12 protein-coding genes are annotated in these 14,469 nt (G+C 64.4%); 2 read left to right on the top strand and 10 right to left on the bottom strand.

The genetic code is table 11. The features are described 5' to 3' along the window. Positions 1-5: 5 nt before the first annotated feature. Complete coding sequence (locus MVA47_RS17480; RefSeq protein ID WP_247208925.1) at positions 6-1,619, top strand: alkaline phosphatase; 1,614 nt, start codon at positions 6-8, stop codon at positions 1,617-1,619. Here MVA47_RS17480 and MVA47_RS17485 read toward each other — a convergent pair whose 3' ends face one another. The 5 genes from MVA47_RS17485 to MVA47_RS17505 all read right to left on the bottom strand — a co-directional run bounded on the left by MVA47_RS17485 (position 1,620) and on the right by MVA47_RS17505 (position 8,103). Continuing rightward, positions 1,620-2,210 carry an alanine and proline-rich secreted protein Apa gene (locus tag MVA47_RS17485; RefSeq protein WP_247208927.1) on the bottom strand — a complete coding sequence of 197 codons (591 nt, stop codon included), beginning with the start codon at positions 2,208-2,210 and terminating at the stop codon, positions 1,620-1,622. It lies immediately after the preceding gene. 125 nt (positions 2,211-2,335) lie between these two features. Further along, positions 2,336-4,294 carry an ABC transporter ATP-binding protein gene (locus MVA47_RS17490; RefSeq protein ID WP_247208929.1) on the bottom strand — a complete coding sequence of 653 codons (1,959 nt, stop codon included), beginning with the start codon at positions 4,292-4,294 and terminating at the stop codon, positions 2,336-2,338. After that, positions 4,291-6,024 carry an ABC transporter ATP-binding protein gene (locus tag MVA47_RS17495; protein WP_247208931.1) on the bottom strand — a complete coding sequence of 578 codons (1,734 nt, stop codon included), beginning with the start codon at positions 6,022-6,024 and terminating at the stop codon, positions 4,291-4,293. The genes MVA47_RS17490 and MVA47_RS17495 overlap by 4 nt, the downstream gene beginning before the upstream one ends. A gap of 102 nt (positions 6,025-6,126) precedes the next feature. Continuing rightward, complete coding sequence (locus MVA47_RS17500) at positions 6,127-7,599, bottom strand: FAD-binding oxidoreductase (protein WP_247208933.1); 1,473 nt, start codon at positions 7,597-7,599, stop codon at positions 6,127-6,129. 132 nt (positions 7,600-7,731) lie between these two features. After that, a complete protein-coding gene (locus MVA47_RS17505) occupies positions 7,732-8,103 on the bottom strand; it encodes a cupin domain-containing protein (protein WP_247208935.1) in 372 nt (123 codons plus the stop codon). 93 nt (positions 8,104-8,196) lie between these two features. Here MVA47_RS17505 and MVA47_RS17510 point away from each other — a divergent pair, with 93 nt between their 5' ends. Continuing rightward, positions 8,197-8,640 carry a MarR family winged helix-turn-helix transcriptional regulator gene (locus MVA47_RS17510; RefSeq protein ID WP_247208937.1) on the top strand — a complete coding sequence of 148 codons (444 nt, stop codon included), beginning with the start codon at positions 8,197-8,199 and terminating at the stop codon, positions 8,638-8,640. Here MVA47_RS17510 and MVA47_RS17515 read toward each other — a convergent pair whose 3' ends face one another. From MVA47_RS17515 to MVA47_RS17535, 5 genes are all read right to left on the bottom strand, one after another. Beyond that, on the bottom strand, positions 8,641-9,504 hold the full coding sequence (locus MVA47_RS17515; protein ID WP_247208938.1) for an alpha/beta fold hydrolase: 864 nt from the start codon (positions 9,502-9,504) through the stop codon (positions 8,641-8,643). A 197-nt stretch (positions 9,505-9,701) separates the two neighbouring features. Then, complete coding sequence (locus MVA47_RS17520) at positions 9,702-10,769, bottom strand: NAD-dependent epimerase/dehydratase family protein (protein WP_247208939.1); 1,068 nt, start codon at positions 10,767-10,769, stop codon at positions 9,702-9,704. Between the two features lie 103 nt (positions 10,770-10,872). Beyond that, positions 10,873-12,456: an MDR family MFS transporter gene (locus MVA47_RS17525; protein WP_247210872.1), complete on the bottom strand. Its 1,584-nt coding sequence runs from the start codon at positions 12,454-12,456 to the stop codon at positions 10,873-10,875. A 45-nt stretch (positions 12,457-12,501) separates the two neighbouring features. Beyond that, a complete protein-coding gene (locus tag MVA47_RS17530) occupies positions 12,502-12,990 on the bottom strand; it encodes a MarR family winged helix-turn-helix transcriptional regulator (protein ID WP_247208940.1) in 489 nt (162 codons plus the stop codon). Between the two features lie 313 nt (positions 12,991-13,303). After that, complete coding sequence (locus tag MVA47_RS17535) at positions 13,304-14,431, bottom strand: beta-mannosidase (protein WP_247208942.1); 1,128 nt, start codon at positions 14,429-14,431, stop codon at positions 13,304-13,306. Positions 14,432-14,469: the final 38 nt, after the last annotated feature.

Below are 14,469 nucleotides of genomic sequence, written 5' to 3' on the forward strand. Positions count from 1 at the left end.
CTCCTGTGGCGTCACCCGAGCTGTCGATCGACCGGAACAAGGTTCTGCGGGCTGGGACCACCCGTCGCAGGTTCTTGACCTGGGCAGGCGTGGCCGGTGCCCTTGCCTTCACTCCCGGTTTGGTCAGTTCCCCCACCGCATTCCCCTCGCCCGCTGCTCGCGGCGATCACGTGTTCGCCCTCGGCGTCGCTTCTGGCGATCCACTCTCCGACGCGGTGATCCTGTGGACCAGGTTGGCTCCAGAACCCCTGGCCCCGCGGGGAGGGATGTCCGAGTCCGATGTGCCGGTCGACTGGGAGATCGCCCTGGACAACAAGTTCGCAAACGTGGTTCGACGCGGCACCGTGAACGCAACTGCACGCGACGCGCACAGCGTGCACGTGGATGTTCGTGGCCTCGAGCCATCCACCGAGTACTACTACCGTTTCCGGTCCGGCGGCCACATCTCCGACGTGGGAAGGACACGGACCGCACCGGCGGCGAGTGCCGATGTGGCCGGCATGACGTTTGCCTGGGCATCCTGCCAGGCCTGGGCCGATGGATTCTTCAACGCCTATGGGGACATGGCCTCGGCTGCACCAGATGTCGTCTTCCACCTCGGGGACTACATCTACGAGAAGCCGATACCGGCGGACGGTGGGCGACGCGGATCGTCTGCCATGCCGAGCTCGTGCCATTCCGAGGCACACAGCCTCGATGACTATCGCGATCGATACGCTCTGTACAAACTCGACCCTCATCTGCAAGCGGCACACCGCACGTCCCCGTTCATCGTCACGTTCGACGACCACGAGATCGAGAACAACTGGGCCGCAGACATTTCTGAGGACAGCGCACCTCTGCCGGAGTTCTTGACACGGCGGGCGGGCGCACTCAAGGCGTGGTGGGAGAACACACCCGTCCGGGCGACCGTTCATCCCACGCGCGGTGACATCCGAATCTATCGCCGATTCACGTTCGGCAACCTCGCCGAGTTCAGCGTGCTCGACACCCGCCAATACCGAAGCGATCAGGTCAACGGGGACACCGACGGCCCGCTGAACAGACTGACCGCAGATCCCGCTCGCACCATCACCGGCGATGTCCAGGAGCGCTGGATACTCGACGGTCTCGGCTCCAGCACAGCGCGATGGAACGTACTGGCCCACCAGACACCCATGGCAGACCTCGCCCGCTCGCGGCGGGGATCCCGTGCTGTGAGCATGGACGCCTGGAGCGGATACGAGGCATCGCGCAAGCGCGTCCTCGACGGCGTGAGAGCCCGGGGCGTCGAGAATCTCGTGTCGATCGTCGGCGACATCCATCGGTCCGTGGTGTCCGAACTCAAGACCACCTATACAAGGCCCGCGCCCGCAGTCGGCGTCGAGATCGCCGGCACGTCAATCGCATCCGGAGCCGACGGCTCTGATAGTGACGAGGGGGATCGCGAGCTGAAGGCGGCATCCCCGCACGTCAAGTTCGGCAACTCTCAACGGGGATATGTTCTGAACACACTGTCGAGGTCGAGTTGGGAAGCCACGTTCCGGGTGGCCGAATCGATCGCCGATCCCGGCAACACCCTGCATACGCGGGCTACGATCACCATTCCGTCCGCCAGGCCAGAGGTCTTGGTGACCTGATCACATCGGGGTGATGGATTCAGCCAGCTCGCGGGCTTCATCCACGTCCACAGCATTCTTGTTGCTCAACCAGGTCATCCACCAACGCTCGCCCGCCTTTTCGACGACGGCTGAGAACACTTCGGCATCTGATCGAGACCGGTCATCGAACTCGACGCGGTAGAACTCGAAGGCCCCGGTGGTCTGGGCACCGCTCAGCGTTCCGCCCTCGCGGTCCACACGAGTACCCGAATCTGGGAAGAAGAACTCCCCCATGCCCGAACCGAGTTCTTGTGCGGCAACGCGATTGTCGGACCGAGCGGACGCAAAGATGGACCCGTCGAGCACTCCGATGAGAATCATCGACGCATCGTCGCCCTTCTTCGTGAGCGCGACATCCCCATAGATGAGTTCGTCGGAATCGTCTCGGACCGTCCAGCCCGGAGGCGCGGTGATGCTGAACCCGGCGTCCGCGAACTCGATGAAACCGACCGGTCTGGGATCAGCGACTGGCACCGCTCGACCATCAACACCCCTGGCACATCCGCCGACCATCATCATGCATATCCACGCCGCGACAACAGTTGCGGTCACCATCCCCCGAGTGGTCACGTCCGCGACTCTAGTACATCCTCGGCCGGGCCGATCCGCCCCGGAAGTCCCGTTCAGGCGGAAGTCTCTCGGGCACTCGCACGCAGGACAGGTCGGAACACCGAGCCCCCTGTCTGATTCGTCGATCAGCTCTTGGACATCTGCGGACTGTCGATGTCGTCGGCATCCATGGGCCCGACGAACTGACTGTTGTACAGCCGGTAGTACGCCCCCTGCGCCGCGAGGAGTTGGTCGTGCGAGCCCTGTTCGACGATCTGTCCCTCCTCCATCACCAGGATGGTGTCGGCATCGCGGACCGTGGAAAGTCGGTGGGCGATCACGAAACTGGTGCGATCGGAGCGCAACGCGGCCATCGCCTTCTGGATCAGCAATTCGGTCCTGGTGTCCACCGAACTGGTCGCCTCGTCGAGGATGAGCAGAGTCGGCCGCGCCAGGAACGCCCGCGCAATGGTGATCAGCTGCTTTTCGCCTGCGCTGACACCGCCACCCTCCTCATCGATGACCGTGTCGTATCCGTCCGGCAAGATCCGCACGAAATGGTCGACGTGGCTGACCCGCGCCGCCTCCATGATCGCCTCGTCGTCGGCTTCGGGATCGCCGTACGCGATGTTGTCGCGAATCGTTCCGCCGAACAACCAGGAATCCTGCAGCACCATCCCGGTGCGTTCGCGAAGGTCATCCCGGGTCATCAACGAGGTGTCCACGCCGTCGAGACTGATCGTTCCCGAATCGACGTCATAGAACCGCATGATCAGATTCACCAGGGTGGTCTTGCCCGCTCCCGTCGGCCCCACGATCGCGACCATGTGCCCGGGTTCGGCCACCAGCGACAGTTGCTCGATCAGCGGCCGATCCGGGGCGTAGCGGAACGAGACGTCGTCGAACGTGATGCGACCCTTGCTCGTTCCGGGGCTGATCGGGTCGGAGGGATCGGGTACCTGCTCGTCCGCGTCGAGGATGTCGAAGATGCGTTCGGCAGACGCGACACCGCTCTGCATGAGGTTGAACATCGACCCGATCTGGGTCAGTGGCTGGGTGAACTGTCGCGAGTACTGGATGAAGGCCTGGACGTCACCAAGGCTCAGCGAACCCGAGGCCACCCGCAGGCCGCCGACCACAGCGACTGCCACGTAGTTCAGATTTCCCAGGAACATAATCGCCGGCATGATGATCCCGGAGATGAACTGGGCCCGCCAGCTCGACTCGTAGAGCTTCTCGTTCCGGTCGTCGAATCTTGCCTCGACGTCGTCCTGCATGCCGAAGGCCTTGATCACCTCGTGTCCGGTGAACGCTTCCTCGACCTGACCGTTGAGGCGTCCGGTGCTCGACCACTGCGCCAAGAAGTGCGGTTTGGAGCGTTTTGCCACAAGGGTTGTCACCATCACCGCGGCGGGGATCGTGACGATGGCGATCAGCGACAGCAGCGGTGAGATCCACAGCATCATCACGAGGATGGCGAGCACCATCAACACCGAGTTGAGCAACTGGGCGATTGTCTGCTGGAGACTTTGCGAGACGTTGTCGAGGTCGTTGGTCACCCGGCTCAGTAGGTCACCCCGCTGATTGCCGTCGAAGTAGCTCAGCGGCAGACGGTGGATCTTGTTCTCGACATCCGAGCGCATCCCCTGCACGGTGCGCTGGGTGACGACGTTGAGCAGACGCCCCATCAGCCAGCTGAGCAACGATGACCCCGCATAGAGCACCAGAACCAGTATCAGCACGCGGCCGACGGCGTCGAAATCGATTCCGACGCCCGGCGTCAGGTCCATCGCTGCGACCATGTCGGCGAATGTCCCGTCGCCGTCTTGTCGTAGCGCCTCCACGGCCTCGGCCTTCGTTTCGCCTGCGGGCAGGCGGTCGGCGATCACCCCGGAGAAGATCAGATCTGTTGCATGGCCGAGCAACAACGGGCCCACGGCGTTGAGGACCACCGACGCCACAGCGCAGAGGAGCACGGCCCACAACGCGATGCGATGGGCGGACAGCACGGCGATCAGCCGCTTCACCGACGGACCGAAATCGCGTGCCTTCTCAGCGGGCATCGCACCCATCGACGGTCCGCCTCCGCCACCGGGGCGGGTCATCTCCGTCCCTCCACGGAGAGCTGGGACTCGGCGATCTCGATGTACGTGGGGCAGTCGGCGAGCAATTGCTCGTGTGTGCCGATGCCGGCGACGGTTCCGCGGTCGAGTACCACGATCTGGTCTGCGTCGGCGATGGTGGTGATCCGCTGGGCCACGATGATGACACAGGCGTCGCCGGTGGCAGGTTTGAGCGCTGCTCTCAGGCGTGCGTCCGTGCTCAGGTCCAACGCCGAGAACGAGTCGTCGAACAGATAGATGCTCGGTTTACGGATGAGGGCGCGCGCGATCGCCAGCCGCTGACGCTGCCCTCCCGAGACCGTCGTCCCGCCCTGCGCAACCTTGGTCTCGAGCTGATCTGGCATGTCCCGCACGAAGTCTGCGGCCTGCGCGACGGTCAGCGCCTCCCACATCTCGGCTTCGGTCGCGTCCTTCTTGCCGTACCGCAGGTTGGACGCGATCGTTCCCGAGAACAGATAGGGCTTCTGGGGAACGAGGCCGATTGATTCGCGCAAGACGGCGGGGTCGAGCTCACGTATGTCGGTGCCCCCGATGAGCACGGCGCCATCGGTGACGTCGATCAGACGAGGCAGCAGCGCCACCAACGTGGTCTTACCCGAGCCGGTCGACCCGACAACAGCCGTGGTGGTGCCCGGCGCGGTTCGGAAGCTGATGTCGCGCAACACCGATTCGTCTGCCCCTGGGTACCTGAAGCACGCGGAGCGCAACTCCACGATGCCCGCCGAGGTACGGAGCGGCTTCGGATCGGTGGGCGGGACCACCGACGTCTCGGTGTCGAGAACCTCGTAGATGCGCTCGGCGCACACCGATGCCCGCGGCGCCATCATCGCGAGGAACGAGGCCATCATGACCGCCATCAGGATCTGCATCACGTAGGCGATCATCGCGGTGAGTGCGCCGATCTGGACGTCACCGTCTTCGATGAGGTGACCGCCGAACCAGATGATGAAGACGATGGTGACGTTGCTGATGAGCATCACCGACGGGAACATCAGTGCCATCAGACGCCCGACCCGCAGTGCGGCATCGGTCAGGTCGTCGTTCGCGGCGGCGAATCGCCTGCGTTCGTGGGTTTCCCGCACGAAGGCACGAACCACCCGGATCCCAGTGATCTGCTCGCGCAGGACGCGATTGACCGTGTCGATGCGCTCCTGCATGGCCCGGAAACCAGGCATCATCCGATAGATGATCACCGCCATGGTCACCCCGAGTATGGGGACCGCAACCACGAGAACCCACGCGAGTTGGCCCCCGACCCCGATGCCGAGGACGATGCCGCCGATACACATGATGGGCGCTGTGACCAAGATGGTGCAGGCCATCACGCCGAGCATCTGGACCTGCTGAACATCGTTGGTTGTCCTCGTGATCAACGACGGCGCCCCGAATGCGCCGACCTCGCGCGCGGAGAAGGCGTTGACGCGGTGCAGCAGGTCGTGCCGGATGTCGCGGCCGGCACCGAGTGACGCGCGTGCACCGAAGTACATCGACACGATCGATCCCAGGATCTGAATCAGCGAGACGACCACCATCACGGCCCCCACCCGCAGGATGTAGCCGGTATCGCCTTGTGCCACACCGTTGTCGATGATGTCGGCATTGAGAGTCGGCAGGTAGAGCATTGCCGCGGTGGCCACGAATTGGAGGATCACCACCGCACTCAGTTCGCGACGGTAGGCGCCCATGTAGGTACGCAGAAGGCGGGTCAGCATGGGGCAGTCACAGGTTCGACGGTATCAACTCCAGCTCAGCCCGGTCACACCATTAATCAGCGGTGTAGGTCCGAGTCCGATTTGCGAACTCTGCTCAACTCGTCAGATGTCGAGGCCCGAGTACATCGTGCGCGCGGGGTCATATTTGGTACGGACAGAGCGCAGGCGCGGCAGATTGGCACCGAAGTAACGCGACGGTGCGACCCCGGATTCGATGTAGTTGACATAGGCACCCGAGGACGCCACGCCAATCGTGCTGTGTGCACTTTTCACCCACGACGTCGGCGACAGATACGAAGCACCGGGGGCGACGTCGGTGAACCACTGCAGGCTCGCCGCGTGCGTGCGCCACGGGAAGGCTGTGGCACCGGTAGCGACCCCGCTGATCGCGCCGTCGAGCGGGTCGATGATCACCAGCCCGGGACCGCCGGACCTGGAACGGTTCCGCACCGCGGTGACGATCGCTGCAGCGATGGGGTCGGTGATCTGGGCGAGGATGTCGGACCCGGCGACAAATCCATGTCGCGGCGCGGTCGCGCCGCCCGACAGCCGCAGGAACGTCGCCATCGGATCAAGCGTCGAGTAGTCGCTTCCACTCGGCACCACCCCGACGGCCGCCGAGATGTCGGCCGCGATGCGGCGACCCGCGCCGGACGCGCAGACGAGCAACACCGAACAGGTGACGCCACCCCGTCGATCGGAACCGATGTTGACGTTCGCCCACGCCGACGGTTCAGCGACCGAAAGCCAGCGCCGCCACCCCGTTATCACCGTGGCCGACGACGCGGGTGGAAAGTTCATGGTCACAACGTCTTTGCCAACCGATGGCGTGGTGCGGAAGGTCAGCGACGTGACGATCCCGAAGTTCCCGCCACCTCCGCCGCGCAGCGCCCAGTAGAGGTCGTCCCGTTCTCCTGGCGCAACGGTGACGGCTTCCCCGTTCGGCAACACCATCGTCGCGGCCGCGAGGGAGTCACAGGTGAGCCCGTGTAGCCGCGAGTCGACACCGAGCCCTCCGCCGAGCGTGAGGCCGGCGACACCGACCGTTGCGCATGTTCCGACAGGAACCGACCTGCCTTGCTGGGCAAGACCGCCGGCCACTGCATACAGCGTGCTCGCCGGCGTGACGGTGGCCAGGCCGCTTCCACCGTCATAGCCGATTCCTCCGTCGAGCCTGCGCAGATCCACCACCAACAACCCACTCGCTGCTGACGCACCGGTGTAGGAATGCCCGCCGCTGCGAGTGGCCACCCGCAGCCTGTGCTTCACGGCAAAAGCCATACACCGCTGAACATCGGCGACAGTTTTCGGCGCCACGACGGCCACCGGAGTCGATCCGTCGTAACGCGTGTTGAAGATCTGTTTGGCCTGCGTGAATGCGGCGCGTTGCGCGGGCAAGATCACCTGGCCACTGATCGATGCCGCGAGCGCCGCCCAGTCCGACGACCGTGGGGCGGCCCAGGCTGTTCCGGTGCCACCCGCGACGGCAACTGCCAGACCGCCGGCCAGAGTTCCCTGCAGCAGCCGCCGACGTGTGAGGTGCGAGGGGGTTGAGGATGGTTCGTCGAACGTCATGACAGGTAGTGCCTCTCGATCGCCCGACGACTGCGCCACAGACTATCCGCGATCGTGGGTCCACGTCACAGAACCATCAATCGGCAGGCACGGCGGAGCTGGACCACAACGACCGTCGAGCAATTCGACGTCTCATTGAGCCCAGGGGGGCGTGATGACCGCACCGTCGGCAGTGGTCGCCTGCAGACCGGGGGTGGTCGTCACCCATGCTGTTGATTCGGTGGCGCCACCATCGATCCGCACCTCGGTCCCGGCCGGAACCACGATGACCGTGTCGTCGCCGGCCAACTCCTGCACGCCGCCCAAACCGACCATCAGTTCCCCGTCGAGCACGAGAAGGACCTCTTCCCGACTGGGTCTGTGCGCCACTCCGATCTGGCCGGCGGGAACCGTCAGCCTCCAGGCGCAGAGCTCTTCGCTCCCTCGCCGCGAACTGACATACGAGTGGAAGGTGCTCCCGTGGGCCGGGAACACCTCGGCGTCGTCGGGTTGGATGATCGGCATGCTCTCCTCCTGAATATTAATAGACAAGCCACTTGACCATATAGACAAGCGTCTTGTCTGTCCATCCTCGACGCACTGGGTCATACTTCGACTGTGACCGATTCCGACTGGGCAACTGCGACGGCCGTGCTGCGAGTGTCCGCACAATTGGTGGATGACATCTCGGCCGGACTGGCCGAGCGGGGCTACCCCGACGTACGACCCGTTCATGGGTTCGTGTTCGCGGAGTTGTCCGACAACGCCTCTACCGCAGCCGATCTCGCCACCGCGTTGCAGATCACCAAGCAGGCCGCGGCCCAATTGATCGTCTATCTGGTCGAGCGTGGTTATCTAGACAAACACCCGGACCCGAACGACCGTCGCGCCCAACTGGTGACACTGACTCACCGCGGTCGCGAGTGCATGGTCGCAGCCCGCGAATCCGCGGAGCGATGCGTTCAGGTATGGCGAGATGAGCTGTCGGACAGGGACTTCAAGGCACTGGCCCGAGCCTTGGAGGTCATTGCGGTACCGGGCAGACTCAAACCGAGCTGGTGATCAGCTCGTCGTGCGCGTTCGGGCCTCCGGTACGGCGAGGAAGTCTTCGACGATAGCGACGACCTGATCGGGGCTTTCTGCGTGGGGATAGTGGCCGACGCCGCTGAGAACCTCGAGTCGACTGCCCGGAATCGCTTCGTGGGCCGCGTAGCCGTGCGCCACCGGAATGATCTTGTCTGCATCGCCCCAGATGAGGAGTGTGGGCAGGGCTGAGTTCAGGTACAACCGGTTCAGGGCGCTCACAGCCTGACCGCGGTAGTCCACCACCGACCGCAGAGTCCTCAGGAACGCCTGCCGCGTCTCGCGATCGCCGAGCGAAGAGTATGCGCGCCACGTCTCGTCCGCCCGCGGCGAGTGCACTCCGGCGGACGCGAACCACGAGCGAATCTTGTTGCCTGCCCGAAGAACTGGTTGCGGCGCAATCACCGGGAGCACGAACTCGGCCCCAGGAGCCGAGAGCACCCGCAGGGTCCAGTTGACGTCGGGCCCGAGTCCACCGCTGCCGATCAAGATCAGGCGCTCGCAATACTCCGGATGTTGATAGGTGAACTGCATGGCCACCCCACCACCGAGAGACTGCCCGACCACCGTCACCCGATCGATCCCCAATTCCCGCAGCAAGTCACGGAGGAACGCGGCGAACGCACCCAGCGAATAGTCGCCACGCGGTTTCGACGATTGCCCATGACCGGGCAGATCCGGTGCGATGACCCGGTGTCTCGCGGCAAGGGACGGAAGTACCGCATTCCACGTCTCCGAACTCCCTGCCATCCCGTGGATCAGCAGGAGAACCTCCGAACCGCTCCCCTCGTCCCGATATGCGACATGGTCGCCGTGCAGATCCACGTATTTCAGTGCAGTCATTGAAGGATTTCCTGTCGCGATAGAGCCAGGGACTCGACGCGGTCGGCGTCGATCGACGTGCCGATACCGTTCGGCAGTACGCGCGGCATCGTGCCGCAACCCATCACCACGATGATGCCCCCTGACAGGGGCCCAATCTACGCGCCGGGGGTTCACTTCCGCTTGTGATCACCGATCACGAACGCATACTGCGGCCGTCACCGATCGCGCCTGCCGACACCCTGAGAGAGTTCTGCGATCCTGCGGGCAGGCCCGTCCGGTGCCAACGGTTCGGTATCCATCCCCGAACCCTCCCGGACCCCCTCGATGAACTCCTCCAGCGCGTCTTTCGCGGTGTAGCGCGGGGACCAGCCGAGCTCTCGTCGAGCGCGAGTGATGTCCATCAGGGGCAGTCGTAAGACGGTGTCGAACAGGCCAGGTGAGGCGGGGATGACATGGGCGTGCCACGCTGCCCATACCCCCGCACGCAGCAACGGCGCCGGCGCCGGGATCGAACGCGCCCCGAGCATCTTTGCCAGGTACTTGGCGTCCACCTTCTCCTCGGTGGCGAGGTTGAATGCCCCGCGGACCGGCCGGACGGTCGCCTCGGCAAATGCCTCGCCCACATCCGCGCTGTGCAACGCCTGGAACGACAGCCCCGGCGTCCTCGGAACCACTGGGATCAAGGCGCTGCGGACCAGCTGCCGCGGGAGGAACGGCCCGACGAAGAGACGCCGTTGCGCCGTGGATGCCTCCCGTTTGAAGATGAAACCAGGCCGCATCCTCACGACTCGCATCTCGGGGTTGTTGTGCTCGTAGCCGTCCAGCCATCGCTCGAGATACGCCTTCTCGCGCGGGTAGGCAGCACCCGGCCAGCCGTTGGTCGGCCAGCTCTCATCGACGGGGGTGTCTTTCGGACCAGGCGAGTAGGCGGCGACCGAGGATGAGTACACAACAGCCGACACATCCTCGGCCGCAGCGGCCTCGAACACCCGGATCGCGCCGCCGACGTTGTTCTCCCATGTCGAAACGGGATCATGGGTGGGTTGAAAGATCCACGCGAGATGGATGACAACGTCTGCGCCACGAAAGAGGGGCCGCAGATCGTCCTGTCCCGTATCGGCAACGAGGAACTCTGTTTTCGGGTACGTGAGGTCGGTCGGACGGCGCGCGATCGCGCGGATGGACCTCACCTCGGACCGGGAACCGAGGGCTTCGATGACGCTCGTGCCCACATTTCCCGTCGCTCCGGTGACCACCACGGTCAGTGGTTGTGTCTCGCTCATCTGCTCCGGGTACCCAGGGCTCCACCGCTCGACACCATCAGACAGCGGAACCCCGCGCACGGCATCGTGCACGGGATCCCTCGGCCCAGATCGGGACGGTGTGTCAGACCTTGACGGCGGCCCGGGTGTTGTCGTCCCGATCGGCCGACTCGGAGTCGCCGAGCGTTTCGGATTCGGTCCCGTCGGGTGTCGAGTCGAGATCGATCGTCCGGCGCAGCGGCCGATTGGGCAGGAGCGACACCGCAATCAGCGCAACCACCGCTGCCGCAGCTGCGATCAGGAAGATCCGCCCTGTTGCGTCACCGTAGGCAGCGCGGATGATCGATGCGACCGGGCCCGGCAGGGAGTCGATGTCGAGGCTGCCGCCGGAGGAGCCACCTGAGACCCCGAGCCGAGCAAGGCCGCCCGACGAGAGGTCCGCCACGCGAGTGGCCAGGACCGACCCGAGGACCGAGACGCCGATTGCGCCGCCGAAGGTCCGGAAGAACGCCACGTTGCTCGAGGCAGCCCCGATGTTGTGAACGCTGACCGTGTTCTGGACCACCAGCACGAGGTTCTGCATCAGCATGCCCGTGCCGAGCCCGACGATCAGGGTGAAGATACTCACCCACCAGAGGTTGGTCGCGTGGTCGATCGTCCCCAGCAGAGCGAAGCCGACGATGAGCAGAACCGAACCGGTCACCATGAACACCTTCCACTTGCCGAACCGGCTGATCAGTTGACCCGATCCCACCGAGGCGATCAGCATCCCGATGACAAGCGGAATCGAGAGCATGCCGGCGATGGTCGGAGAGAAACCGCGCGCGGTCTGGAAGTACTGGCCCAGGAACGTCGTCGAACCGAACATCCCCAGTCCCACTGCGATGGACGCGATGATGGCGAGTCCGGTGGTGCGCTCGGTCACGATCTTGAGCGGGATGATCGGCGCTTTGACACGCGATTCCACCAGCACGGTGGCCACCAGCAGAAGCAGTCCGCCACCGACATACATCGCGGACTCTCGGGAGATCCAGTCGTAGTACCCGGCTTTACCCGCGAACGAGACCCAGATCAACAGCACGGAAACGCCTGCGGTCAGCAAGGTGGCTCCCAGCCAGTCGATGGAGATGTTCTCGGCGCGCTCGGTCTTGATCCGGAGGGTCTTCTGCAGCAGGAACAGGGCGATCACTGCCAGTGGCACGCAGACGAAGAAGCACCAGCGCCAGCCGAGCGGGCTGTCGACGATGACGCCGCCCAGGATGGGCCCGCCGGACATCGAGACGGCCATGGTGGCGCCCATGTATCCGGAGTACCGGCCGCGCTCACGGGGAGACACGATGCTGCCGATGATTGCGACGACGAGCGCGGTGAGACCACCCATTCCGATTCCCTGCACAACGCGGGCCGCGAGGAGAATCGGCACATTGTGCGCCAAGCCGGCGATGATCGAGCCGACCACGAAGATGATGATCGCGCTCTGGACAAGCATCTTCTTGCTGAAGATGTCGGCCAGCTTGCCCCAGATCGGCGTCGACGCCGCGTTGGCGAGCAGGGCGGTGGTGATCACCCAGGCGTAGGCCGTCTGCGACCCCTTCAGATCGCCGATGATCGTCGGCAGGGCGGTGGCGACGATCGTTGTGCTCAGCAAAGCGGTGAACAACGCTGCGAGCAGCCCGATCATCGCCTCGAGGATTTCGCGGTGGGACATCGCGTATGGATCGTGCTTCGCCACCGCCTCGGTTGAACTTGACATCTACTTCCTGTCTTTCCCTGTGATCGTTTTTTGCGCCGGCCGATCGGCCCGGTGCGCGTGTCTGGTCAATGAACCTCTGAGTTTGCGAAAGGCGCTGCCGGCCGCTTGCGCGTCTGCTTCGTCCCAGTCGTCGAGTGCGGTCTGCAACGACTCAGCACGCGCAGCCCTCGTTCGACCGAGGAGCTCGCTACCTGCACTCCTCGTCAGCAACTGCGTGGCCCGCCCGTCACCTGGGTCCGGACGGCGAGCGACGTATCCCTCGGCGACCAACTCGGCCACGTGCCGACTCAAGGCGGACTGACTGATGCACAGATCCGATGCCAACTCGTTCTGGCGGCACTGCCCTCGTGCCTCCAAGGCCATGAGCACACCGAGACCACCTGGCAATGTCGGCCCTTCGTCCGTGGACACGACGGCTCCGCGAAAAGCGCGACCCATCAGGTACAGCTCCTCGATCAATTCGCTCGCTGTTCCTGATGACACCGGCACGACGACTTCCCCTCATATAATTGATTGCACTACACAACTTATATAAGTTACATGCGGCAATCAACTATTCCCGGGGCGCGGGGTACATCCGCGGACCGGACGGAAGCCTTGTCGGAGTCGGGCCGTACGACTAGCGCGTCAAGCGCGTATCTGGCGAGGCCAGCGGGTACCCGCGCCGTACAGTTCGGTCGAGGATGCCGAGGGTACTGCGAAGCGCAGTGGCAGAGATCACCGGAAAGATCCCTTTGGCTCGCCACTCCGGATGGATGTTCGACCAGTCGTAGAACGACACCACGCGCGTACCTGCCGCGCGTCAGGGCCCAACAGTGTTGAGCTCGGCAACGAGATCGAAAGCAGGATCGTCCGGGCCGATGTCGAACGTGCATTGCTGCTCGCGCGGATCCGGCACGAAGGCCCAGAACAGCGCACCCGCAGTACCGGCGGCGCGCTGACCGTCGATTTTGGTCTCGAAGTCGTCCACCCGATCCTCACGGGTGCCGCACGACCCGGCGTTCTGCCCGATCTCGGCGACCACCAGTGGCTTCCCGACCGCCTGGGCCTGCACGATGTGGGTGGCGAGGCCATTCCACACGTCGCCGGGCAACGGCACACCATCAGCGCCGTAGTCGTGGTACTCGAGCACGTCGACGTGGGGTGAAGCCCCGAGCAGCTGATAGTCACCGCCGGCCGACCCACATTGCCCGCCACCGAGCAGGCCCGCCCAGATCGGGGTGGACGGGTCCGCTGCCCGAACCTTGGCTCCGGCTTGGTCGAAGAAGTTCCGCAGGATCTGACCCGAGTCGGACGGGCACGTGCGGTTCTGCCAACTGCACGCAGAATCGCCGCACAGACTCGTCTCGGGTTCGCCGACCAATTCCCAACCGGCCAGCGCAGGCGACGACTTCCACCGGTTGACCGCCGTGGTCACCCATTGATCGAACCGTAGGGGCGCCCCCGCCGGGACCAAGGTCTTCCAACCGGACGTGTACCAGCTCCGACCCTTGAACAACTCGTCTTCGCAGGCACCGTCGCCACCGGTGAAGACCGGCACGAGCATTTGGTCATGAGCTTCGGCCGCGGCGAACACCGCGTCCATCGGACCGAAATCGAGCTCGCCCGTGAACTTGTTGACGGCCAGACGCTGGAAAGCGTTGAAGCGCGTGAGCGAGTTGGGCTCGAGCGACGAGAAGTAGGAGTCGAGGTCGACCATCGCGCCGCAACCCTGGTTCACCGACCAATCGGTCGCGAGCTGGTAGGCGTTGAACCCGCTCGGCCACCATGGCGTTCCATCGAGCTCGAGACCGTCCGCCGTCGCCTCCACCCTGTTCGGCCCGGCCGCTTCTGCGGGCCCGGCTTGGGCCCACTGGGTCGACCCGACACCAACCAGCAGGATCATGGCCAATGCGAAGAAGTAGTACGTACGATGCGTGGTGCGTTGCATGTGATGGAGAGCCTGTCCTCGTTTTGACCGTGACGCTC

The sequence above is a fragment of the Williamsia sp. DF01-3 genome (genome assembly GCF_023051145.1).
GTDB lineage: Bacteria > Actinomycetota > Actinomycetes > Mycobacteriales > Mycobacteriaceae > Williamsia.